This is a genomic window from Segetibacter sp., from assembly GCF_025963695.1.
GTDB lineage: Bacteria > Bacteroidota > Bacteroidia > Chitinophagales > Chitinophagaceae > Segetibacter.
In genome coordinates, this window is record NZ_JAOQAH010000035.1 from 35,943 (window position 1) to 59,339 (window position 23,397).

Below are 23,397 nucleotides of genomic sequence, written 5' to 3' on the forward strand. Positions count from 1 at the left end.
GAGGAGTACAGCCGTAAATCGAAGAAAATACAAAACGTAAAATTTAAAATATTAGATATATGAACCTGAATAATTATACCATTAAGTCGCAGGAGATTATCCAGCAAGCACAGCAAGTTGCTTATAGTGGCGGCAACCCCAACATTGAAACCAACCATCTGTTGAAGGCTTTGCTCGATGATGAAAACAGTCCGGTGGAGTTTTTACTGAAAAAAAATGACGTGAACATTGCTTTCGTAAAAACTAAGATCGAGGAGTCTATCAACAAGCTGCCTAAAGTTACTGGCGGCGAACCGGGGCAGAGCATAAGTCGTGAGCTAAACAATGCACTACTACGGGCAAATGGATTATTGAAATCATTTAAGGATGAGTTTGTGAGTGTTGAGCATCTTTTACTGGCATTAATTCAAGGTAGCGACGACGTTGCTAGAATACTGAAAGACGCAGGTGCAAACGAAAAGGGTATTAAAGCTGCTATTCTTGACCTCAGGAAGGGGTCAACAGTTAATTCTCAAACGTCTTCGCAGCAGTTTAATGCTCTGCAGAAGTACGGGCGTAACTTAAACGATATGGCCCGTGACGGCAAACTAGATCCTGTGATTGGACGGGATGAGGAAATCCGCCGCACCCTTCATATTTTATCGCGCCGCAGCAAAAACAATCCAATACTAGTTGGTGAACCAGGCGTTGGTAAAACTGCAATTGCAGAGGGATTAGCACACCGGATTGTAAATGGTGATGTGCCCGAAAATTTAAAGAGCAAGATAATTTTTGCACTCGACATGGGCCAGCTCATTGCAGGTGCAAAATATAAAGGTGAGTTTGAAGAGCGCCTGAAAAGCGTGGTGAAGGAAGTTGCGGAAAGCGATGGTGAGATCCTTTTGTTTATAGATGAAATTCATACGCTGATTGGAGCCGGCGGAGGGGAAGGTGCAATGGACGCTGCTAACATTTTGAAGCCTGCTTTAGCAAGAGGTGAACTTAGGGCTATCGGCGCAACTACACTTGCCGAGTATCAGAAATATTTCGAAAAGGATAAAGCTTTAGAACGTCGTTTTCAAAAGGTAATGATAAACGAGCCTAGTATCGATGATGCTGTTTCCATTTTGCGTGGACTTAAAGACAGGTACGAGACACACCATCATGTTCGTATAAAAGACGAGGCAATCATTGCAGCAGTCGAATTATCAAGCCGTTATATCACTGATCGTTTTCTTCCAGACAAGGCGATTGACCTAATAGATGAGAGTGCTGCTAAACTACGGCTTGAAATGAATAGCATGCCCGAAGAGTTGGATGAGTTGGAGAGAAAGATCCGGCAACTGGAAATAGAACGGGAAGCTATTAAGCGTGAAAACGACGAGGAAAAGTTGAAACAACTTGCTTTAGATATCAGCACCTTAAGCGTTGAGCGCGATACACTTAAAGCAAAATGGCAACAGGAAAAAGAAGTTGTTGAAAAAATACAGACAGCGAAATCTGAAATAGAAAGTTTAAAACACCAGGCTGAACAGGCTGAGCGAAATGGGGAATATGGAAGGGTAGCCGAGATCCGTTATGGTAAAGTACAGGAGCAGGAAAGAATAATAGTTGAATACTCACGGAAGCTTGAAGAAATAAGCGAAAATAAGCGTCTTCTAAAGGAAGAGGTTGATGCTGAAGACATTGCGGAGAATGTGGCGAGAGCAACAGGGATACCCGTTGCTAAGATGGTGCAGAGCGAAAGGGAGAAATTGCTGAACCTTGAAGATGAATTGCATAAAAGGGTAGTGGGGCAGAATGAGGCGATTGAAGCGGTATCCGATGCCATCAGAAGAAGCCGGGCGGGTTTACAAGATCCTAAAAAGCCAATAGGTTCATTTATATTCCTTGGTACAACGGGTGTAGGTAAAACTGAGTTGGCTAAAGCACTGGCAGATTACTTGTTCGACGACGAGACTATGATGACAAGGATAGACATGAGTGAGTACCAGGAAAAACATACGGTTAGTCGACTAGTAGGTGCGCCTCCGGGATACGTAGGGTATGACGAAGGCGGTCAGCTGACTGAAGCTGTTCGCCGTAAGCCTTACAGTGTTGTGTTACTTGATGAAATTGAAAAAGCTCATCCCGACGTATTCAATGTCTTGTTGCAGGTTTTGGATGACGGGCGTTTAACTGATAACAAAGGTCGCACGGTTAACTTTAAGAACACGATCATTATTATGACAAGCAACATGGGAAGCCATATCATACAGGAGGCTTTTGAAAATGTAGATGAGTACAACCAGGAAGAGGTAGTTGAACGTACCAAAGAGGATGTAATGAACTTGCTAAGGCAAACTATCAGGCCGGAATTTTTAAACAGGATTGACGAAGTGATTATGTTCCAGCCATTAATGCGGAAGGAGATAAAAGGCATCATTCGCATTCAACTTGAGAACTTGAAAAAATTGGTGGAGCAGAACGCTGGTTTACAGCTTCAGTTTAGCGATTACGCTTTGGATTACCTGGCTAAGAATGGCTACAACCCTCAGTTCGGAGCGCGTCCGTTGAAACGGTTAATTCAAAAAGAAGTTGTAAATCCTCTCAGTAAGAGGATATTAGCGGGGGATATTGATAAAACTAAACCAGTATTAGTAGATGTGTTCGATGGATTAGTGGTGTTTAGGAATAGTGAAGTTGAATTAGCTTAAACTAATACATGCAAGAACGTCCCTTTGAAATAATTTGATAAGGGACGTTTTTCGTTTTTTGCTCCTTTTGAAACATGCTTACCAACCTCATCGGCTTGACACCCCTTGGTTGTCTAATACTCGTGCACCTATCTCTTTTTGTACATAAAAAGCTTTTTCAATCGAATCTGTGCTACATCTCTTGGGGCACTGCAACCCACGCTTTCGCTAGTTCAATATCTGAGACGGGGAAACCTTTTGCATCAGCAGGTGAAATGTAGTTAAAAACATAAGCAAGCTTTTCTACGATTTTTTGATCACTTACAATCGCAATCTTATTCCACTTTGCAAAATGTTTCAAACTCACTTTTGCATCCTGAAGCCAGGCTCCCGACGTAAAGTTGCCAAGGTCTGTTTCAAACACCATTAAAAAATTTATCGCTCCTAATTCTTTTGATGCCTTTTCTAGTTCAGGCACTAATGATGTCTTGTAATCTTCTTCTGTAACTTTTCCTAAAGCACGCACGCCTACCACATTTGCCGGTACATCTTTCATTATTTGTAACATACGTTATCTTTTATTAAACATATAAATAACAACTATGCCAGTAGTAAGTCAGGAAATAGTTGAAGTAGAAGTTAAAATTTTTAGATAAACATCCACCTTATATGGCATCATTCTTTCCTCGGCCGGTTCTTTCATTGTGTTACAAATACTGCTAAAGCACCCAGATGTGTTTTCCATTATGATGTGTTCTTATAAAAACAGGCATTTTAGAACACTTTCTCCTGCAATTAGTCGTTGTAGGGGTTAATACACAACAGTGCTTTACGAAGTGTTAATATTTTTGCAGATACAAGGTTACTAGAAGTTATACGGAAATTTGCAGACGATGTAGAAGTCTATTCAAAAATGGAATGATTTTTACCAACTCAAAGTCGAGTAGAAAGGATGAACGAATATAAATATTAGAGATGATCTTAAAAGAAGAAAGGAATATTTTAAAAATTACGTGGAAAGAAGCTTGGATGTCGCCTGTTTACAGAGCAAAATTAATTGCTGGATGGATTTTTTATATTGCAGTTCTTCTCTATTTGCCGCATTTTTTTGCTGCAATACAAAAGAAGCAAGGAGTTCTTCTAGACGACTTTGTGTTAGCTTCTCTGCCTTCAATTAATATGTCTTTCGTTATATTTACTTTACTGTATATAACAATCATTTTTACAATTTATCGGGCTGCGAAGTCTCCTTATTTGTTTTTACTTTATTTATGGGCAACTCTTTTTGTCAGCCTTTCACGATTAATTACAAACGGTTCTGTGGCATTAGAACCGCCAATCGGCCTTGTATCACTGGTTGACCCAATTTTACTTCCGTTTTATGGACCTAATGGTATAACAAAAGACCTTTTCTATTCAGGCCATACCGCTTCTGTTTTTCTTGCATATTTAATTCTGCAAAAAAAGAAAGAAAAAATAGCAGCTTTAATTGCGACAATTATCGTTGGAATAGCGCTTCTTCTACAGCACATACATTACACAATTGATGTGCTGGCTGCTCCCATTATTGTGTATGTCTTATACATATTGGCCAAAAAATTTACACTAGTTCCTATTGCGCAAAAAATTCAAAGTAATGTAAAATTAAAAAGCCTTAAACGCACTGAAAAGGTTGTTTAAGGCTTTACGAATTTAATTTTTACTATTCTTTATTCATCTAAGCTGGTCTGATCCAAATATTTCGAAAACTAATTGGCTCGCTTTTGTCCCCATGCGCTTGTAGCTTAATTGGGTTGGCCGAATTGTGTTTTTTGTAAGAAGGCTGACCTACATACTGTGTCGGACCTTTTAACTCTACATTGTTTTGTACAAGTATATTGTTGAAATATACAGTCACTCTTGCTGGACTTAACAGCGTTCCATCTTCGTTAAAACGCGGTGCTTTCCAAGCCACATCGTAAGATTGCCACTGCCCCGGAGGAAGATTGGGATTTACCAGCGGAGCGAATTGTTTGTAAATACTTCCCGCCTGACCATTTACGTACGTAGGATTATTATAGCTATCCATTATTTGCAATTCGTAACCGGCATCTCCTCTGCCAATTGAAGCAAGAAACAATCCGCTATTTCCTCTTCCCTGGCTAGTGCCGGTGATATTACTAGGTATTTTCCATTCAATATGCAACTGGTAGTCCTGGAACGACTGCTTTGTTTGAATGTTACCCGCTGTTTTGTTTACAGTCATAACTCCCCCGGCTACATCCCACGTAGCTGGCTTTGTTGTATCGTTGGTAGTAACCCAATGGTTTACATTCTTACCGTCAAATAGAATAACCGCATCCTTTGGAGGAGCTGCAAAATTAGCTGATGTGGGGGTAACCACAGGAGGCACAGGAGTGTAGAACTCTGTGTCTTCATGTTTCGCTTGTGCTGTAGCCGCGTTAACGATTAATACCAATGCAAAGACTGAATAAAAGATTTTTTTCATTATAGGCAATTTTGAAAGCAAATTAGTCAAATCATCTATTACACTTATCTAAAAGTTAATAAAGTAACTAAAGTAGCTAATGGCTTTAAACAACTTAGATTCACATCTATCGGTTTAACTTGTAGCTGCATTTTAAAGTTAGCAAGCCCAATTGTTAACGGGGTAAGTGAAATTATACAGCTTTAATTCAAAGTTCACACAGCCATTCTTCGTTTATCTTCGTGGTTTAATAATAGTTTTTTAGGAAATCGAGAAGTATGAATGAACCGCGAAATCCGCAGACCTTATCTTATTTGCCTGGTGGTACGGCAGCACTTGACTTAATTATAGTGGGGGGAGGTCCTATTGGACTGAATTGTGGACTCGAAGCAAAAAAGGCCGGACTAACTTATATTATTTTGGAAAAAGGAGCTTTGGTTAATTCATTATATAATTATCCAATTAACATGACCTTTTTTTCTACCAGTGAAAGGCTGGAGATTGGTGGAGTTCCGTTTGTAAGCAACAGCCCGAAACCTACACGCTCCGAAGCGCTTGAATATTACAGGAGAGTTGCTATATCAGGAGTATTAGATATAAAATTGTTTGAAGAGGTATTGACAGTTAAAAAAGAAAATGAAACCTTTTCTATTACAACCACTAAACAAGGCTATACTGGTAAGAATATTATTATAGCCACAGGCTTTTATGACATTCCGTATTTACTTAATGTTCCTGGCGAAGAGCTGACTAAGGTGAAGCACTATTACAAGGATCCTCACTACTTTGCTTTCCAGAAAGTACTGACTGTTGGTGCAGCCAACTCTGCAATAGACGTGGCTCTTGAAACCTGGCGTAAAGGAGCTGAGGTTACCATGGTTATTAAAGCCGACAAAATAAGCGACCGTGTAAAGTATTGGGTAAAGCCGGATATTGATAACAGGATTGCCGAAGGGTCAATTAAAGCTTACTTCAACTCATCCGTTGCAGAAATAAGAGAACATGAAGTTGACATCAATACACCTGACGGTTTAGTCACCATTAAAAATGATTGGGTTCTTGCAATGACAGGTTACCAGCCAAACATGAAATTTCTTAGAGACATTGGCATCGAACTATCTGATGACGCTGTTCTTTGCCCAACCATAAATGAGGAAACGCAGGAAACAAATATTAGCGGCGTTTACCTGGCCGGAGTTATTTGCGGCGGCATGAATACGCACAGGTTATTTATCGAGAATTCAAGAGTACATGCCGAAAAAATTGTAACGAACATTGTTGCTAAGAGAAATCTATAAGAAATGGTTAGCCATAGCTTCTTAAGGCCGTGCAATGCACTCTTTTTTTCCAGTCTGCTTTCAATTAAAATTCCGCCATCACCCCTATGTATGTTTGAGGGGTAATTTTTCTTAGTTCATCTTTCACATCTTCACTTACCTGTAGCGTGTCAATAAACTGCCCAATGTCATCTTTGCCTATAGCTGTTTTACCTCGTGTCAATTCTTTTAAGGCCTCATATGGTGCGGGGTAGTTTTCGCGGCGAAGAATAGTTTGAATCGCTTCCGCCACAACTGCCCAGTTGTTTTCAAGGTCCTGGTTTATTTTCGCTTCATTTAACAAAAGCTTACTTAAACCTTTTTCAATAGAATTTATCGCAATTAAAGTATGAGCTACCGGCACACCCAAATTGCGTAACACGGTACTATCAGTAAGGTCTCTTTGCAAGCGGCTTATAGGAAGTTTCGCAGAAAGATGTTCAAATAACGCATTTGCTACTCCAAGGTTTCCTTCCGCATTTTCAAAATCTATCGGATTTACTTTATGCGGCATTGCACTGCTGCCAACTTCACCTTTCCTGGTTTTTTGCTTAAAATATTCCATACTAATGTACGTCCAGGCATCACGGCAAAAATCAATAAGAATATTGTTGATACGTTTAATGCAATCAAATTGAGCTGCTAAATTATCATAATGTTCAATCTGTGTGGTAAACTGCATTCGTTGAAGGCCAAGTACATCGTCTACAAACTGGTTTCCTAATTCTAACCAGTTTCTCTTTGGATAAGCTACATTATGAGCATTAAAATTTCCTGTCGCTCCGCCAAATTTTGCTGCATAAGGTATATGTAAAAACAAGTCCAGTTGGTTTTGAAGTCTTTCCACAAACACCATTATTTCCTTACCCAATGAAGTCGGTGAAGCAGGCTGCCCATGAGTTTTAGCCAGCATCGGAATTTGTTTCCACTGCACTGCCAGCTCTTTAAAATGTTTCTGAAGGTTGATAAGAGTAGGTAAATATTCATGCTCCATGCAATCTTTCCAACTTAAAGGAATTGAAGTATTGTTGATGTCTTGTGAAGTCAGCCCAAAGTGTATCCACTCTTTTAAATGCCCACCACCTGCTTTTTCAAGTTGTTCTTTTAAGAAGTACTCAACCGCTTTTACATCATGATTAGTAACTTTTTCAATCTCTTTTATTTGTTCTGCATTTTCAACGCTAAATGTCTCCGCCACATTTTGCAACTGTTGCCTGCATTCATTATCCAACTCAAAAAAGTGGTTATCTGCTAAAAAGAAAAAGTACTGTACCTCAACCAATACCCTATATTTCATTAAGGCGTACTCGCTAAAATATTCATCTAAAAACACTACTTGTTTTCTGTATCGTCCGTCAATCGGAGAAATGGCTGTAAGACTCGATAATTCCATTATTAAGCTACTTTAGTAAAATTTTATTTGTTCAATTGATGTTTGGAATGTTACCGGCTTTTGTAATTCTATTTATTTTTTCTTGCGTCGCACCCTTGTACAGTTAAGCTGTAAGTAAACAATTAATATTTGATAGTAAACAATTAACAACTAATCATTAAACGGCATACTCTCTACTCGGCATCCGTTCTTATTCATTGTTAATTATTCATTATTCATTATTAACTACTTAATGTTTACAGCCGCTTGTCGGTAAAAATCAATTTTCTTTGCAGCCTCAAAATTAGATGAATTGAACAAGACTGTGAAGGTTGGAGCTGTAAGTTATTTGAATACCAAGCCATTAATGTACGCTTTCAAACATGGACTGAAGATAGAGGGGATGGAGATTGTAGAAGAGTACCCCGCTAAAATAGCATCAATGCTACTGAACAACGAAATAGATCTTGGACTAGTACCTGTGGCAATAATACCGAAGTTGAAAGAATACTACATCGTCAGCGATTATTGCATTGGTGCAGACCAGGAAGTTGCATCAGTATGTTTGTTTAGCGAGGTGCCACTTGGGCAAATTGAAAAAGTGATACTCGATTATCAAAGCAAAACATCTGTAGCGCTTGCAAGAATTCTAATTGAAAATTATTGGAAACTCGAAGTTGTTTTTGAAGAAGCAAGCCTCAATTTCAGAAATCAGATAAAAGGTACAACTGCTGCAGTTGTAATAGGCGACAGGGCTTTTGAACAAAGAAAAATTTCAACTTATCAACACGACCTGGCGGCAGCATGGATAGCGTTTACGGGACTTCCTTTCGTTTTTGCTGCCTGGGTAGCAAATAAAAAATTACCCGACGATTTTATTTACAAATTTAACGAGGCTAATAAAAAAGGGCTTGAAAATTTAAACGAGGTAATTGGTGAAAATAGTTCGCCCTTTTACGATTTGAAGAAGTATTATACCGAAAACATTAGCTACGAGCTCACAGATGGCAAGAAAAAAGGTTTGGAGACGTTTTTAAAATTCTTGCCTAATTCCTGACCTTGCTTATCTCTTTAAAGTGTTTTAGTTACGCTTTTCAGGAATGGGCTTTTGTGGGAAATGCAAGAAGACGATATTAATACCAAAGTCTCGCTTCAACCTTTCTTAAATAGTTAAGGGTACTTTCTTTTATCCTTGTTCTTTGCTCTTGTTTAGGAATGTCTAAAATTTGCTTCCAACCTTTCATCCATCCTTTTAAATCGAAACCTGTTTTTAATAAGTATTCAATCGACCACATTATTGCAGTTGAGAAGAAGTAAATTTTAGGTAAGTAGCGGTAAGCCACTTTTGTTTTGTTTACCCACATCATTCTTTGTTTCTCACTCCGCGGCTTGCGGCCAAGTGGGCTTTCTTTATGAAGCATTACAATAGAGCTATCATATTTTATACAATAGCCCTTGTCGAGAATGCGATAGCTAAGATCATATTCTTCCATTCCATAAAAAAACTCTGCAGGCAGCTGGCCTACTTCATCTAATACAATTCTTTTTATTGCATGAGCACCACCAGCAAAAAAATAGGTGAAGAACCCGCACTTGTCTTTGTATTGCTCAAACTGCTTATGGGGTAGCCCGTTTTTCTGCATCTGCAACGAATCGTAGTATAAAATTTTAAAAGAAACGATCGCGATAGAGCGGTTTTCGAAATTAGGTTTTTCAAAAGCTTTCAACAGATTCACTAATGCGTCAGCATTTTGTAATACGGCATCATCATCCAGGAATATAACAATTTCACCTTTTGCATATTGCAACGCAAAATTTCTCCCCCTGGTTACACCCAGGTTTTCCTCGGCGTCGATATAAATAACCGGAAGATTTGGATCCTGGAAATTTTTTACGCTGGCATAATCATCAGTCGAAGCGTTGTTTACTACGATTACATCTTCTAATAACTCTTTGGCAGAATCAAGTTTGCTCAAGTTTTGTAAAAGCTCCAGCGCATCCTTAGGCCGGTTGTAAGTGATGATGATGAAGCTGAGTGGTTTCAAAACTGTTTACTTCTTAACTTATTAAATAGTTGCTGATATCGATCATTGAATGTTTCAATGCTGAAGTTTTCATAGGCATATTTCCTGTTTCTTTCCCCCGTTTGCAGCAGCAGCGTTTTTTCTTCTGCAAGCAAAGAAATAAAACTTACCCCTTCATCAACTATCAGCGCTTCATTTAAAACCGAAGAAAATAAAAAGCCGTTTTCGTTGTGCTTAACATGAATAGGAATATCTCCCACCGGAGTAGCAATAACTGCGCAACCTCTTGACATTCCTTCTTCAATAGCCAAAGGAAAACCTTCGGTAGTAGAGGTAATGATTATAATATGTGCCTGTTGGTATATTTCATCAATCTTCGAGGGATCTGTATGGTGGCCTAACAGAGTACAATAGGATTGTAATGCGGGAGAAATTGCATCTTGTACATCTCCCATAAAAAGAAATTCTACCGGCAGCCTTTTTTGTGCGGACCGTTGAGCCATCTGCGCAATCAGATGAACTCTTTTTTCTTCGGTTCCCCTACCCACATATAATACCTTAAGAGTGTTTGTAAGGGCTTTTTCTTTTGCTGTTGCTGGCAGCCGAATGCCATTTACTATAAATTTTATTTTAGATTTATAACGTTCTGGTACTCCTAATTTTTTGTATTGTTTCAGATGGTCTTCAATTCTTACCCGGCTTATCATCACTGTTTGAGATATGAAAGGAAGAAAAGGAATACGTATCCACGAGAAGGTATTGAACGAGTGAATTAATTCTACTTGAGGAATTTTCCGTTTAACCCAGGGTGAAATTTTATATGCAAAGTTGCATTGGCCGTTAAAAATTAAGGGTAGGCGTTTTTGACTATTAATAGCACCTGTAATATAGCCGCGATAAATAAGGTTGAGGAAGTATAGAAATTTGTTATCGGTGTATTTCGAGATGTTTTTTATAGTACAACCTGACTTTACGAAATCAGCATAAAAGTTTTTATCATAGGATTTTCGGGTAAAATAAATAATAGAACTTGCTCCTCCTGTTGCCTGGGTTATAAGAGCATGAACTTTTTCGGCCCCGCCTGTATGATAAAAAGGAAAAAAGAAAAATGTATCATAGTCAGTTTCCTTCCCTTTAAAGGAAAAAAGAAGACGACCAATTAAAATAAAAGGAAAAATGAAAAGGTTTTCAATTTTTCGTTTATAGACATAAAACAAATACATGTAAGCAAAAATACAAGTTATAGATCACCCTACTTCATTCGCTAATTCAACCCATGATTAATTGAATGGGTTGCATTTTTGGAAATAGAGAAAGCCATTCAAACCGTTTTAAGGAATAGGTGAGGTAATCAGAAATTATATTAGTTCCGGGGATAACTCAACAAGATGGATAAACATCTTAAGTTGCCAAAGTAATATTCAAGCAGCTAAGATTTATGTGGTCAGTCTCTTCTTTATATCTTTTAATGTTGCCTTTATATAATCCAGATACATCGTTAATTGTACTTTTCTATCAAACGAACTAAACTTATTTAGGCGTTTTCTTTCCTCTAAATAAAATTGCTTTGAATAATAATTGACAAGAAAAGGATTTCGTTTTCTTAGGTGAGCGCCGGTTGCGGATGAAGCATGCTGGCGATATAAGAGAACTGGTTCTGGCAGCTTTTCGATCAAGTATCCGTCAGCTAACACATGTAACCACAGGGGATAATCCTCTACTGCAAACCCATCCAACTTAGGCGAACTTTTATATTGATACTGCTTTGCGATAGAAGTGCGCATCATAACGGTAGGATGAGAAATGCAATTTTGCCAAATCATCTCTTTTCTAATCTCTTTAGAAGTATTGGTAATATCGTCCACTTTCCAAACGCTTCCAATTTCTTTATCTTCCTCATCTATAAAGATACTTTTGCCCGCCACTACTGCTGTTAAAAGATGTTGCTCCAATAACTTCAATTGCTTTTCAAGCCTACCCTGCAGGGCAATGTCGTCAGCATGCATCACTGCTATATAGGGAGTTCTGGCTAAATCAACGCCTTTGTTCATAGCAGCAACCACTCCCTTATTATTGTTGTGCTTATAGTAAACGATCCTTTCGTCATTAAAAGAAGATATTATCTTTTCACTGTTATCGGTAGACGCATCGTTAATAATGATAAACTCAAAGGTTGCTAACGTCTGGTTTAGTATACTTTTTATTGCCTTTTTTAGAAAGGGTGATGCATTGTAAACAGGCATAACAACACTTACCGAAGGATTACAAATCATCAATAATGGAGCTTTAATTGCAGGTTCTTTTGTCTTTTATATTTTACTCTTGATTGTTAGAAACCTTTTTTATTAATGATCACCGCGCTATAAAAGATGCAATGATTAACAATCAAAATGGGTTTAATTAAGATATTAAACTGCTTTAGATTTTAGATCTGTCACTAATCTATTTCTATTATTTCTGTAAGTTTTAATAATTGCGGCTACTAACAAGAGCAACATAATAAACGAGCAAATATTTGTAACGGTCCAGCCGATTGCATGGCTTTTCGGTTCAAACTTAAATACAATAGAGTGTTCTCCTGCAGGAACCATCATTCCACGTAGTACATAATTTACCTTGGCGTACGGTGTTTGTTTTCCGTCAATGTAGGCGTTCCAGCCTTTGTCATAATACACTTCGCTAAAGACCGCTAACTGCTCTGAGGGAGCTTTAGATGTATAGGTTATTACATCGTTTTCATTTTTCACTAGTTGGATGCTTGCTGTAGGATCCGAAGTAAAACCTGTTCTTAAAACATGGGAAAAAGATTTATTAGCCACAGCCGAGTCTCTTGTATTAAGATTATCGAGCGCATCCATTTCCTCCTTTGCCGTATTTGCAAAACGGATACCTTTTACAAACCAAACAGGACCAAGATTGGTGGGTCGGGCGGCAACAGCCGTCGCGTTCGGATTTTCAATAACATACTTTGTATTAAGCATGTCTAAAACATTCTGATTGTTTGGGTATTTATACAACTGATGTTCTATGAGATCCTGGTAAATACTAAGTTTTGCAGGATGGTAACCACCAATTGTGTTGTGATGATAGGCAGTTAAAGCACCACCGTTGAAGGCATTGCTAACACCATTTGATAAATCCAGTACCCGGTACCAACTTTTGTCTTGCAAAATTGCCTGGTCAGCGGGAGTTGGGTTAAAGGCTGCTTCGTTTTCTTCTTTCTCCTGGTAATTTTCGCTTTTGAGGTAATTAACATCTATCGCCATAACATCAATAAAAGAGAAAAGGCCGATCACACTCAAAGCATAAACCGGCTTTAAAACTTTCCTTTGATATAGCCATAGTGCTGCACCTGCAATCGCTATAAAAAATAAAGACCGAAAAATGTCCATTAAGAATAAATGTTGTCTGTCGTCTTTAAGCCCGTTTAAAAAATCCCTTACCGGCTGTTCTATAGTTGCTTTTTGCGTTGCATCCGGTATTTGAGCTATTTGTTGCAATAGCTGGGTATCTCCCTTGCTAACGTAATCGAGGTTAAAATATATAAGAAATAAAACAACAAAAACTGCCCCGGTTACCATAACGCCCTGCTTCATTTGCTTTAGGAGAACTGCTTTGTCTTCTATGCCAAACAGTAATTTTTGTAGTGATAAAATAGCAGTCATACACAATAAAAATGTAGGGATAACAATTGTCATGCTCGGTGCTCTAAACTTATTGTACATCGGCAGATGCTTTAATAGAAAACCATTGAAGCCAGGAAAGAAGCCGCCCCAACTCATTAAAATAGAAAGTATGCAAGTGGTCAATATCCACCACTTGTGTTTTGAGTCGAGCACCACAAAGCCTAGAATTGCAAGAAAGCAAATGATAGCTCCTACATAAGGAGGCCCCTGGGTTCCACCAATACCCCCCCAATAGAAACTTAAATTTCCCTGTAGTTGTTGGGCAAGTTGTTGAGGCATCGCCTGTAGTGCTTCGATAGCTTTCGACTTGCTTTCATCCAACTCTAAATTGTTGCTACTTCCGCCAAACATTCTCGGTACAAGCATTACAAAAGGTTCGCTTTTATACATACTGTAGTCAAACGCATACTCCTGGCTGAGGCCGTCTTTGCCGATATTACTTTTAGCATCTGCCAGGTCACTTCCGCCTCTTATGGTAGCCTCAGTATATTCGTAATTAGGAAAGAGAACAACTGCGTTTGATAACGCTCCCACAACTCCCGCAAACAATGTTATGGCACCTGCAAGCAAAAGGTGTTTGTACTCTTGGTTTCTTATCCAGTTGAAAGCGTAGCCAATTGTCATAATGACCGCTATGATGACTCCGTAATATGTTATCTGGTAATGGTTTTGACTTATGAGTGCACCGGTAAAAAAAGCTGTAAGTGCTGCTCCCCACCAGTACTTTTTTTCATAAATTAAAATAAGTGAAGCAATGAAACCCGGCAATAAAGCTATAGACATCATTTTTGTATCATGTCCTGCTACAACAATGACAGGGTTATAAGTAGCGTAGGCATATGCAAGCGATCCAACTACTCCAATCCACGAACTAACTTTTAGCACCTGTGATAAAAAATAAAAACAGAGACACGCAAGAAAAAAGAATTGAAAAGGCTTTCCTAAAAACAACGCTAATGCTTCGGCAAAATAAAAAGGAACATGATTATTTGTTTTGCTGGCGATCAGGTAGCTCGGCATTCCACTAAACATGCTGTTGGTCCAAAGTGGGGCGTCACCGTGTACTTCTTTGTACTTGTATATATCATGGCTCATCCCTTTCCATTGAGTTATATCGCTCTGTTGCAATACTTTGCCTTGCAGGGCAGGTCTGCAATAGAATAAGGCAACGATCAGGAAAATACCAATGGCAAATACATGGGGCAAAACCTTCTTCCAATCAAAATTCTTCATGTTGTTATTTTATGCAGATGGCAAAATAATACTATTTTACACGAAAGTATTTCATGCGTAGCCTTTTATTTCTCGGCAGGGTGGCGTTCATTTGCAACCTGTTCTTTATATTATGTTTATTAATTCGACACACTCATTTTACTATTCCCCACGCGGCTTCAGGCTTTGTTGTTGTTGTAGGGTGGTTGATGTCTGTATTAATTAATTTCGCTTTTACTGTGTATGCAATTTTGATGATTGCCATAAAAAAAACTTTGTCGATCCCTTTATGGTTGACTAGCTTCAATATCGGTTGCTTCTTAATTCAAATTTTATATAGAATATTATCGCCGGAATGATAGAAAACATTATAAAAGAAAAGCCGACAAAACTGTTTGTGGCCATCACCGCTTTTTTTGTAGCAAACGCTTTAATAGCCGAATGCATAGGAGGTAAAATATTTTCACTCGAAAAACTACTTGGATTACCTCCGGCCAACTTAACCATTTTTGGAGAGACTGGTTTATCGTTCAATCTTTCTTGTGGTGTCTTACTGTGGCCTTTAGAATTTATTATAACAGATATTGTAAACGAATTTTACGGTCCCAAAGCTGTAAAAAGAATTTCTTACATCGCTGTTGGCCTCATTTCTTATGCTTTTATTATTTTCTACGTGGCTATAAATTTTCCTCCTGCTGATTTCTGGATTGTTAGTGGCGGTCAAAATCGTATACCAAACATGAACGACGCTTTCAACTCTATTTTTGGGCAAGGCATGTGGATTATTGTTGCAAGTATTATTGCGTTTTTAGTAAGCCAGTTAATCGATGTCACCATTTTTCATAAAATAAAAAAAGTAACCGGGGAGAAAAAAGTTTGGCTAAGGGCAACAGGCTCAACAGTGGTATCTCAATTGGTCGATAGTTTCATTGTCGTATTTATTGCCTTTAAAATAGGAAAGGGGTGGAGTTGGCCAACAGTGCTTTCTATTTCGCTGTTAGGGTATAGCTACAAGTTTCTGGTTGCGGTTTTAATGACACCGGTAATATATTTTGCTGAAGCCAGAATCGCAAACTACGTGGGAAGTGAAACAGCAAGGCAGATGCGTGTGTCAGCAATGGGTAATAAGGGGTAAGCCTTTCTAAATAGTTCGATCTTAAATTGCGCAAAGGCTGTTCTGCATCTCTTTAAACTATGTCTAACCCAAAAACATTCCTGCACAAAATTTTCTGGTCCATTGTTTCAAAACCTTCGTTTAGGAACAATGCTTTAATCGCGCCTAATTCTCACTTCAACAGTATCAGAATGATTGAAGCAACAATACCCGCAATCGTCAAATAGACTCCTGAACTAAAAGGTTTTGTTCCAGGCTTAAACATCCAAAAAGCTGAGACAGACATAAACAGCAATGCCACACCAAACAGCGTAGTAAAATAGTATTTACGGCTTTCTGTAGAGGTGGTGTGCAACTCGATAAAAGGGACCAGCCACGCATACCATTCTTTAGTAGAATAGATGGCAGCACCGGTTGCTGCATTATAAGCACCATCTTGAAAGTGGCGCACGTTGCCTTCTATTTTAGTTACTTTAAAGTTAGGTAGCCTTAAACTTATCCCTACCCCAGTATCTGATAAGTTGGGTGCAAGTTGCTTTTTATGAACAACCTCATGTTTCAACAAGTTTGTATACCTATAGGTTTGCAGAAGACCCGTTAAGCCATAAATGATCACAAGTCCCACAATAAAGAACCCGATTTTGTTGTGGAGATAGCGCATGTACCAGCGAAGGTTCTTTGTACCAGTTGTACCCTGTTTCATGTTTAATAATAACGGTTGTTGCTTTGGAAAAATACGTCAAAAGAAACACCCCCTCTTATTACATGACAAGAATATTTGAAAGTTGTTTCTCTAAATTGAATTGAGATTAAAAAGCAAGATGAGCGCAACGGTACAAAAGATTCAAAAAGCCTTATTTAAGAAATCCAAAATCAACCACGCGCCTTACGTATTTCTTATCCTGAATAACCCATGTTACTTCATAACTGCCGCCCTCTTCGCGCTTCAGCATATAAACGTAGATTTTGTGGCCATCGTTAGAAAGGTAAACCTTGTTCTGGGTCTTTTGTACTCCCTTGTCATAGAATGAAAATATGGGATTGTGCAAGTCGTTATAAGCTGCGGGGGGAATAGCTACCGTATCTCTGTCAATAACCACCATAACATTTTCAATGGTTGTTCTCGGCACCTTTCCGTAGTCGCCAAAGTAGGGCTTATTGTCAATCTTTACCAGGTACTTTTCTTCGTAAAATCCAAGTTTGTGTTTCGTTTTATCAAAGGGAGCAGATGAAACCTTTACCTGTACATTGTTTCCCGCGAAAGTAATATAGTCAGTTCCAAAACCTGTAATAGGAAGCGATTTCAGAGGAAGCTTTCCCACGCTTTCGTCTATACCGGCCATACTGAAGGAAGCAATGTCGCTCCGAATATCTTTTTCAATAATTCTCGAAAACAACTCCTTTTTGCTGCGATAATCAGGATAGTCACCCGATTGTGCAATTGAGACAAAACAAGATTGTAAAAGCAGAACAAATAGAACAATACGCATTTTCTGTAATAATTAAACTTCGCTATAAAACTACCTCTTTAAACGATTTACCTGTTTCCGGAAATAAGATCTTGAGCAGAAATTAATGTTAAGAATACAGAACCCGCTTTAGTTCTCAGCCTGAATAGAGGATAAGATTCTAATGCAAGCATTTGAAGCTCTCTTCAAAATCGTTGTGTCACTCACTTGTACTTCTGTTTTATTTAGCAGCCTTTAAATTTTCGTTTAAGCATAGGGTCAATAAAAACCATAAAATTATAAGGGCCGCAATGGCGGCCCTTATAATTTTATGGTTTTTAAATCCACTTCCTCTTAATCCTTACAATCCTCTTAGTTCCGGTTAAACATCAATAGCCTCGCCATACGCTACTGCAGTCGCTTCTTTTAAACCTTCGCTCATAGTGGGGTGCGGGTGAATGGAATTAAGAATTTCGTGGGCAGTCGTTTCTAGTTTACGAGCCACCGATACTTCTGCAATCATTTCAGTAACACTGTTTCCAATCATGTGAGCACCAAGAAACTCTCCGTATTTAGCATCGAAGATCACTTTTACAAAACCTTCGGTTGCCCCCGACGCACTTGCTTTACCGCTAGCCATAAAAGGAAACTTGCCTACTTTAATGTCATATCCGGCATCTCTGGCTGCTTTTTCTGTATAACCTATGCTTGCAATCTCAGGGGTGCAATAAGTGCAACCGGGGATGTTGTTGTAATCAATTCCTTCAGGAGCGTGGGCAAATTTCTTTTCAGTATAAGCAATATGCTCTGATGCATTCACGCCTTCCTTACCTGCTACGTGAGCAAGTGCTTGTCCCGGCGTGCAGTCGCCAATAGCATAAAATCCTGGTACATTTGTCTGGCCAAATTTGTCTACTACAATTTTTCCTTTTTCTGTTTTTATACCCAACTCTTCCAAACCAATATTTTCAATATTGGCTGCAATACCTACCGCACTCAAAACAATGTCTGCTTCCAGACTAACTTCGCCAGCCTGGGTTTTTACTCTTGCTTTTACACCATTACCTGTTGCCTCAACTGCCTCAACGGTTGAGTTGGTCATAATTTCAATTCCTTGTTTCTTATATTGCTTCTCCAGTTCCTTCGAAATTTCTTCGTCTTCAACCGGTACAATGCGGGGCAGAAACTCGACGATGGTTACTTTAGTTCCCATGCTGTTATAAAAATAAGCGAACTCAACGCCTATGGCTCCACTGCCTACTACAATCATGCTTTTAGGCTGTGTTGGTAATACCATCGCTTCACGATAGCCAATTACATTTTTGCCATCAATCGGCAGGTTCGGTAATTGTCTTCCCCGGCTTCCTGTTGCTATAATAATGTATTTCGCTTCGACTGTTTGTTTGCTGTTGTCTGCTGCAGTTACTTCTACCTGCCCTTTGGCTTTCAGTTTGCCATAACCCATAATCACATCAATCTTATTCTTCTTCATCAAGAACTGAACGCCTCTACTCATTTTATCTGCAACTCCACGGCTGCGCTTTATAACAGCTCCGAAATCGTGTTGCGCACCAGTTACGTTTATACCATAAGCGGTGCTGTGCTTGGCGTACTCGTAAACCTGTGCGCTTTTTAGCAAAGCTTTAGTTGGTATACATCCCCAGTTAAGACACACGCCACCAAGACTCTCTTTCTCTATAATGGCAACCTTAAAACCTAATTGTGAAGCTCGGATAGCTGCCGGGTAACCACCTGGTCCGCTTCCTAAAACGATTACATCGTACGCCATAGTTTAGTTATATTATTAAAATGAGTGTTTGATTTTTTATTGCCTGTTTTACTTCACTGGTTCACATAACGTGGATTTGCAGTTGTAACAGAACAACCTTTAAAATGATGTGCAAAAATACTGGTTACTATGCAAAGAACAAATTAGATATAAGTAAAAGCGTTGAAAAGTAATCATTTCCCCGGTTGGTTATCCACCGTTAAACCATCCTATTCATCTTATTTTTGTTGCTTTCAATTATTAATGATATGAGAAGATGGATACTCTTAGCTATTGCTGTATGCGCTTATACAACGTCGTATTGCCAGGATGATATAACGGTAAAAAAGCTGCAAAGCGAAATGAATCGTCAGCTAAGAAGAGACGCCGCAGACACAACACCATGGAATTGGGTAAAAGGAGGCACGGTAGCATTGAATGGCACCCAGGGTTCGTTGAGAAATTGGGCAGCCGGCGGTGATAAATTTTCAATGGCTATTAATAGTTATGTGAATTATTACCTATTCTACAGAAATGGCAGACAAAACTGGGACAATAACCTTGATTTTAATTTTGGTTTATTGCAGAGTACCAGTGCCGGCACCCGGAAAAATGATGACAGGGTGGACCTTTTATCCAAGTATGGATACAACTTTGACGGGAAGTGGTTTTTGTCGGGCTTATTTAATTTTAGAACGCAGTTGTTTGATGGCTATTCTTATTCGTCAGTCAACAAAACACTATCATCTACTTTTCTTTCACCTGCCTACGTCCTCACTTCACTGGGATTTGACTATAAACCTTCTGCTAAATTTTCGGCCTTTATTTCGCCGCTAACAAGCCGATGGGTTATTGTAGCCAGCAGAAAGTTAGCTGCTAAAGGTTTGTATGGAGTTGATTCGGGCAGACATGCGATAAATGAATTTGGAGCTTTTGCATCTATCAATATGGTTAGGCCAATGAGCAATAATATTTCTTATAAAGGTCGCCTCGATCTTTTTAGCAACTACCGTAACAAACCCCAGAATATAGATGTCTTCTTTACGAACTATTTTGCTTTTAAAATAAACAGGTACCTCGCCGCCACATATAACCTTGATATTATTTATGATGACGATGTGAGATTATTTGGAAAACAAGGGCGTAGCCCATCGCTACAACTGAAAAGTTTAATTGGCATAGGGTTTACGATGCGGTTGAAATAGAAACTTTAATGGCTTGTAGTGATTAAAGTTTCGGCAGCAGCTATTATACAACTTGGAATCTGAAAGCCATCTTATACGGCTTTCGACGAGAGTGCAATTTTTCTTGCGAGCCAGCTGTCTTTTACAGGAACCAGCCAACCTTCCAAAAGCTCGGCTTTCGTCTGCACAAGGTTGTTGAAATAAATAGTATCGGGAGTTATGAAGTTATTTTCAACAGCATATTTAAGTTGCGAAAGAGGTAGTAGCTGAATTTTATCGTTTATGAAAAGTGCGAGGTTTTGGCGGTTAAACATATCAACCTTAAAGGTCTCCTCAATTGTCTTAATCAATCTAACACTACTGTCTGTACTACATCCGCTGACACCCGCCTGGGTTTCATCGGCTATTAAGACAATAAACTGTCCAAAAAAAAGATTTGCATATCCTTTTACTTTAGCTCCATGAGAGTTCCAGTTTTCTGTAAAATCGTTCAACATTTCTTCTATCTCCAGCGCTTCTCCCAAAGAAAATAAGCGGCTTGACTGGTAAATCCAGACACGGGATGAGGGATGAAAATCTTCTGGAATTAGGTGTTTATATTCTAAGTTCATTGTTTTGATTTTGGTGCAACCTTTCGTGCCAATTAATATGAATGAGACTGTTGCATTAATAATTGCTGATTTTGTTTTGCGGTACAAGGGAGTGACACAATAATGATGAATTTTAATCAACTGCCTGTAACCAAAGTAAAGTCAATCCTAAAAACTGGTACAAAAATAATCTATACCCGAAAATAAAATAATAAAGCAGAAAATTTTAAAGAGAATATCACAAGTTTTCGGCAACCATTTCAGCTACATCCATTACACGAACTTCGTTTTCCCTTTCTTTATTTTTTACCCCGTCGGTTAACATGGTGTTGCAAAAAGGGCAAGCTGCAGCAACTATTTGGGCACCTGTACCAATAGCTTCTTGGCTTCGTTCTACGTTTACGTACCGATCACCTTTTTCCTCTTCTTTAAACATTTGGGCACCACCTGCCCCGCAGCACAACCCGTTGGTACGGCAACGTTTCATTTCTACCAGATCGGCATCTAACGCCTCCAACACTTTTCTAGGTGCTTCATAAATATTGTTTGAACGCCCCAGGTAGCAGCTATCGTGATAAGTAATTTTTTTGCCTTTAAAGCTTCCGTCTTCCTTCATCTTCACTTTACCCTCATCAATCAGTTGTTGTAGTAACTGTGTGTGATGAACGACCTGGTAGTTGCCGCCCAACTCAGGATATTCATTCTTTAAAATGTTGAAACAGTGGGGGCAGGCTGTAACTATTTTTTTAATCTCGTATCCATTTAAAACCTGAATGTTGTTATAAGCAGTCATTTGAAAAAGAAATTCGTTTCCTGCTCTTCTTGCCGGATCTCCCGAGCAAGCTTCTTCTTTTCCAAGTATAGCGAATTTAATACCCGCATGATCTAAAATAGTGGCAAATGCTTTTGTTATTTTTTGAGCTCTTTGATCGAAACTTCCTGCACATCCTACCCAAAATAAAATTTCGGGAGTTTCTCCGTTTGCAACCATTTCCGCCATTGTAGGAACATTCATTTGCTTCAATTTTGCGAAAGGCAAAGAAACTATAAATTAATGATGATTGGCTACCCCCGGGGGATGAGATTCGGTTGCGCGCCTTTTACGGAAGAACCGTAACCATTTATATATTTAAAAGTAGCTGGAAGTAGTGGTACAATAATTTTTGAAATTTTACATCAACCTCTTATAATGCGACTCCTTACAAAGACTACATTATATTTTCTTATAGCAATGGTGCCTTTGCTGTTTGCCGCAGGGTTTTTCTTGTACCGCGGATTTAGTGACGAAATGAATGATAGGATGGATGCGGAGCTGATGTCGGAAGAAATTCAATGGCTCAGGTACTTACAAACAGAGGCGGACAATGGCGCTACATTCGTCTTGAGGACTCCTGAAATTGTTATTGCTCCTGTTAACGCTCCTTTAACCGATTTTCCAAAAATAGCTGATACTTACGGATCGACTCCTAATGACAGGACTCTTTACAGGCAACTAACCCATACTGTTCCAATAAACGGAATAAGCTATTTAATAAAAATACGCAGAACACAGGAACAGAAGGTAGCTATGAAAGCCAACGTTACAAGAATAATGCTTGTTGTTTTTGCTGGCTTATTTGTAGCCACCTTGCTTTTTACCTGGCTCATTAGCAAAAGCCTTTGGAAGCCATTTCGTCTTTCTCTTAAAAAAATAAGAGAGGCAGAATTGCAAAAAATGGAAGCTGTTCGGTTTGAAAATAGCGACATAGTTGAATTTAATGAACTGAATGCATCGTTAAACGTAATGACTGATAAGGTCTATAGTGATTATGTGACTATGAAAGAATTTACCGAAAATGCAGCGCATGAAATGCAAACCCCCCTGGCTGTAGCCCAAAGTAAGATGGAATTGTTACTACAGGACACAAACCTAACGGACAGCCAGGTACAGGCAATAATAGATACCGGCACAGCACTAAGCAGATTGAGTAAGTTGAACCAATCGTTATTATTATTAGCTAAAATCGAAAACAACCAATATGAAACAAATGAATTGATAAGTCTCACAGATGTTACACAGAAGTATCTGAAGCTTTTCGAGGAGGTTATTAAAGACAAACAAGTAGAGATAAAGACAAATTTTCCAGGCAATTTTCAAGTAAGGCTTCATCCTCTATTAGCAGATTCTTTAATAAGTAATTTATTGGGAAACGCGGTTAAGTACAACTTTAGGGGCGGAAGTATTTCGATAAAAGTAACCGCAAACGAATACGCTATCAGTAATACCAGCCAGCTACCGGGCATAGAGGAAAAGCAATTATTTAAACGGTTTAATAAGTCTAAAACAAGCAGCGATACTTCTAATGGTTTGGGATTAGCTATTGTAAAAAAAATATGTGATACGCACCAACTGGCTATTACTTATAGGGTTGAGGACAACGTGCATGCTTTTATGGTGCAGCCAAAAATGATTGATGATAAACGAAAATGAAATTGTTAGATATATTCTTACATGTTTTTTTAAAGAGCAGGCTGGCCTAAATAATAAGAGCAAAATGAATAAACTCTAAAGACTATTCATTT

The 23,397-nt window shown here is 38.7% G+C and carries 19 protein-coding genes; 7 read left to right on the top strand and 12 right to left on the bottom strand.

The genetic code is table 11. The features are described from left to right. Window positions 1-59 precede the first annotated feature (59 nt). Window positions 60-2,675 (top strand): ATP-dependent chaperone ClpB, encoded by a 2,616-nt coding sequence (gene clpB, locus JWR87_RS06085; protein WP_297816915.1) that lies wholly within the window; start codon window positions 60-62, stop codon window positions 2,673-2,675. 172 nt (window positions 2,676-2,847) lie between these two features. Here clpB and JWR87_RS06090 read toward each other — a convergent pair whose 3' ends face one another. Further along, a complete protein-coding gene (locus tag JWR87_RS06090; protein ID WP_297816918.1) occupies window positions 2,848-3,222 on the bottom strand; it encodes an STAS/SEC14 domain-containing protein in 375 nt (124 codons plus the stop codon). A gap of 407 nt (window positions 3,223-3,629) precedes the next feature. Between JWR87_RS06090 and JWR87_RS06095 the strand changes: the two genes are divergently transcribed. After that, entirely contained in the window at window positions 3,630-4,334 is a 705-nt protein-coding gene (locus JWR87_RS06095; protein ID WP_297816920.1) for a phosphatase PAP2-related protein, read from the top strand. Between the two features lie 37 nt (window positions 4,335-4,371). Here JWR87_RS06095 and JWR87_RS06100 read toward each other — a convergent pair whose 3' ends face one another. After that, window positions 4,372-5,142 (bottom strand): DUF1080 domain-containing protein, encoded by a 771-nt coding sequence (locus tag JWR87_RS06100; RefSeq protein WP_297816923.1) that lies wholly within the window; start codon window positions 5,140-5,142, stop codon window positions 4,372-4,374. Between the two features lie 257 nt (window positions 5,143-5,399). On the opposite strand from JWR87_RS06100, the gene JWR87_RS06105 reads away from it, so the two are divergent. Continuing rightward, window positions 5,400-6,419 carry a YpdA family putative bacillithiol disulfide reductase gene (locus tag JWR87_RS06105; RefSeq protein ID WP_297816925.1) on the top strand — a complete coding sequence of 340 codons (1,020 nt, stop codon included), beginning with the start codon at window positions 5,400-5,402 and terminating at the stop codon, window positions 6,417-6,419. 64 nt (window positions 6,420-6,483) lie between these two features. Here JWR87_RS06105 and purB read toward each other — a convergent pair whose 3' ends face one another. Continuing rightward, window positions 6,484-7,830: an adenylosuccinate lyase gene (gene purB / locus JWR87_RS06110; RefSeq protein ID WP_297816927.1), complete on the bottom strand. Its 1,347-nt coding sequence runs from the start codon at window positions 7,828-7,830 to the stop codon at window positions 6,484-6,486. Between the two features lie 292 nt (window positions 7,831-8,122). Between purB and JWR87_RS06115 the strand changes: the two genes are divergently transcribed. Further along, complete coding sequence (locus JWR87_RS06115; RefSeq protein WP_297816929.1) at window positions 8,123-8,866, top strand: menaquinone biosynthesis protein; 744 nt, start codon at window positions 8,123-8,125, stop codon at window positions 8,864-8,866. Between the two features lie 76 nt (window positions 8,867-8,942). Here JWR87_RS06115 and JWR87_RS06120 read toward each other — a convergent pair whose 3' ends face one another. The 4 genes from JWR87_RS06120 to JWR87_RS06135 all read right to left on the bottom strand — a co-directional run bounded on the left by JWR87_RS06120 (window position 8,943) and on the right by JWR87_RS06135 (window position 14,752). Beyond that, a complete protein-coding gene (locus JWR87_RS06120; RefSeq protein WP_297816931.1) occupies window positions 8,943-9,854 on the bottom strand; it encodes a glycosyltransferase family 2 protein in 912 nt (303 codons plus the stop codon). Continuing rightward, the gene (locus JWR87_RS06125) at window positions 9,851-11,056 is read right to left on the bottom strand and encodes a glycosyltransferase family 4 protein (protein WP_297816934.1); all 1,206 of its coding nucleotides are present in this window, start codon (window positions 11,054-11,056) and stop codon (window positions 9,851-9,853) included. The genes JWR87_RS06120 and JWR87_RS06125 overlap by 4 nt, the downstream gene beginning before the upstream one ends. A 213-nt stretch (window positions 11,057-11,269) precedes the next feature. Then, window positions 11,270-12,106, bottom strand: a complete 837-nt coding sequence (locus tag JWR87_RS06130) for a glycosyltransferase (RefSeq protein WP_297816937.1) — start codon at window positions 12,104-12,106, stop codon at window positions 11,270-11,272. 135 nt (window positions 12,107-12,241) lie between these two features. Beyond that, window positions 12,242-14,752 carry a YfhO family protein gene (locus tag JWR87_RS06135; protein WP_297816940.1) on the bottom strand — a complete coding sequence of 837 codons (2,511 nt, stop codon included), beginning with the start codon at window positions 14,750-14,752 and terminating at the stop codon, window positions 12,242-12,244. Between the two features lie 334 nt (window positions 14,753-15,086). Between JWR87_RS06135 and JWR87_RS06140 the strand changes: the two genes are divergently transcribed. Beyond that, on the top strand, window positions 15,087-15,866 hold the full coding sequence (locus tag JWR87_RS06140; RefSeq protein WP_297816943.1) for a queuosine precursor transporter: 780 nt from the start codon (window positions 15,087-15,089) through the stop codon (window positions 15,864-15,866). A gap of 151 nt (window positions 15,867-16,017) precedes the next feature. On the opposite strand, the gene JWR87_RS06145 is transcribed toward JWR87_RS06140, so the two are convergent. From JWR87_RS06145 to lpdA, 3 genes are all read right to left on the bottom strand, one after another. Further along, complete coding sequence (locus tag JWR87_RS06145) at window positions 16,018-16,548, bottom strand: hypothetical protein (protein ID WP_297816945.1); 531 nt, start codon at window positions 16,546-16,548, stop codon at window positions 16,018-16,020. Window positions 16,549-16,699: 151 nt separating this feature from the next. Further along, on the bottom strand, window positions 16,700-17,335 hold the full coding sequence (locus tag JWR87_RS06150; protein WP_297816947.1) for a hypothetical protein: 636 nt from the start codon (window positions 17,333-17,335) through the stop codon (window positions 16,700-16,702). A 340-nt stretch (window positions 17,336-17,675) separates the two neighbouring features. Then, window positions 17,676-19,082, bottom strand: a complete 1,407-nt coding sequence (gene lpdA / locus JWR87_RS06155) for a dihydrolipoyl dehydrogenase (protein WP_297816949.1) — start codon at window positions 19,080-19,082, stop codon at window positions 17,676-17,678. Window positions 19,083-19,330: 248 nt separating this feature from the next. Here lpdA and JWR87_RS06160 point away from each other — a divergent pair, with 248 nt between their 5' ends. Then, window positions 19,331-20,266: a DUF3078 domain-containing protein gene (locus tag JWR87_RS06160; protein ID WP_297816951.1), complete on the top strand. Its 936-nt coding sequence runs from the start codon at window positions 19,331-19,333 to the stop codon at window positions 20,264-20,266. A gap of 71 nt (window positions 20,267-20,337) precedes the next feature. Here the strand turns inward: JWR87_RS06160 and JWR87_RS06165 are convergent, their stop codons facing one another. Together JWR87_RS06165 and JWR87_RS06170 are read right to left on the bottom strand one after the other, a co-directional pair. Further along, window positions 20,338-20,856 carry a hypothetical protein gene (locus tag JWR87_RS06165; RefSeq protein ID WP_297816953.1) on the bottom strand — a complete coding sequence of 173 codons (519 nt, stop codon included), beginning with the start codon at window positions 20,854-20,856 and terminating at the stop codon, window positions 20,338-20,340. 217 nt (window positions 20,857-21,073) lie between these two features. Further along, entirely contained in the window at window positions 21,074-21,850 is a 777-nt protein-coding gene (locus JWR87_RS06170; RefSeq protein ID WP_297816956.1) for a (Fe-S)-binding protein, read from the bottom strand. 174 nt (window positions 21,851-22,024) lie between these two features. Here JWR87_RS06170 and JWR87_RS06175 point away from each other — a divergent pair, with 174 nt between their 5' ends. Continuing rightward, entirely contained in the window at window positions 22,025-23,305 is a 1,281-nt protein-coding gene (locus JWR87_RS06175; protein WP_297816959.1) for a HAMP domain-containing sensor histidine kinase, read from the top strand. Window positions 23,306-23,397 lie beyond the last annotated feature (92 nt).

Coding starts and splice junctions, on each gene's coding strand:
- JWR87_RS06145 (WP_297816945.1), bottom strand. CDS start 16,548: ATGAAACAGGGTACAACTGGTACAAAGAACCTTCGCTGGTACATGCGC.
- JWR87_RS06175 (WP_297816959.1), top strand. CDS start 22,025: ATGCGACTCCTTACAAAGACTACATTATATTTTCTTATAGCAATGGTG.
- clpB (WP_297816915.1), top strand. CDS start 60: ATGAACCTGAATAATTATACCATTAAGTCGCAGGAGATTATCCAGCAA.
- JWR87_RS06150 (WP_297816947.1), bottom strand. CDS start 17,335: ATGCGTATTGTTCTATTTGTTCTGCTTTTACAATCTTGTTTTGTCTCA.
- JWR87_RS06135 (WP_297816940.1), bottom strand. CDS start 14,752: ATGAAGAATTTTGATTGGAAGAAGGTTTTGCCCCATGTATTTGCCATT.
- JWR87_RS06090 (WP_297816918.1), bottom strand. CDS start 3,222: ATGTTACAAATAATGAAAGATGTACCGGCAAATGTGGTAGGCGTGCGT.
- JWR87_RS06140 (WP_297816943.1), top strand. CDS start 15,087: ATGATAGAAAACATTATAAAAGAAAAGCCGACAAAACTGTTTGTGGCC.
- JWR87_RS06165 (WP_297816953.1), bottom strand. CDS start 20,856: ATGAACTTAGAATATAAACACCTAATTCCAGAAGATTTTCATCCCTCA.
- JWR87_RS06105 (WP_297816925.1), top strand. CDS start 5,400: ATGAATGAACCGCGAAATCCGCAGACCTTATCTTATTTGCCTGGTGGT.
- JWR87_RS06160 (WP_297816951.1), top strand. CDS start 19,331: ATGAGAAGATGGATACTCTTAGCTATTGCTGTATGCGCTTATACAACG.
- JWR87_RS06130 (WP_297816937.1), bottom strand. CDS start 12,106: ATGATTTGTAATCCTTCGGTAAGTGTTGTTATGCCTGTTTACAATGCA.
- JWR87_RS06170 (WP_297816956.1), bottom strand. CDS start 21,850: ATGAATGTTCCTACAATGGCGGAAATGGTTGCAAACGGAGAAACTCCC.
- purB (WP_297816927.1), bottom strand. CDS start 7,830: ATGGAATTATCGAGTCTTACAGCCATTTCTCCGATTGACGGACGATAC.
- lpdA (WP_297816949.1), bottom strand. CDS start 19,082: ATGGCGTACGATGTAATCGTTTTAGGAAGCGGACCAGGTGGTTACCCG.
- JWR87_RS06125 (WP_297816934.1), bottom strand. CDS start 11,056: ATGTATTTGTTTTATGTCTATAAACGAAAAATTGAAAACCTTTTCATT.
- JWR87_RS06095 (WP_297816920.1), top strand. CDS start 3,630: ATGATCTTAAAAGAAGAAAGGAATATTTTAAAAATTACGTGGAAAGAA.
- JWR87_RS06100 (WP_297816923.1), bottom strand. CDS start 5,142: ATGAAAAAAATCTTTTATTCAGTCTTTGCATTGGTATTAATCGTTAAC.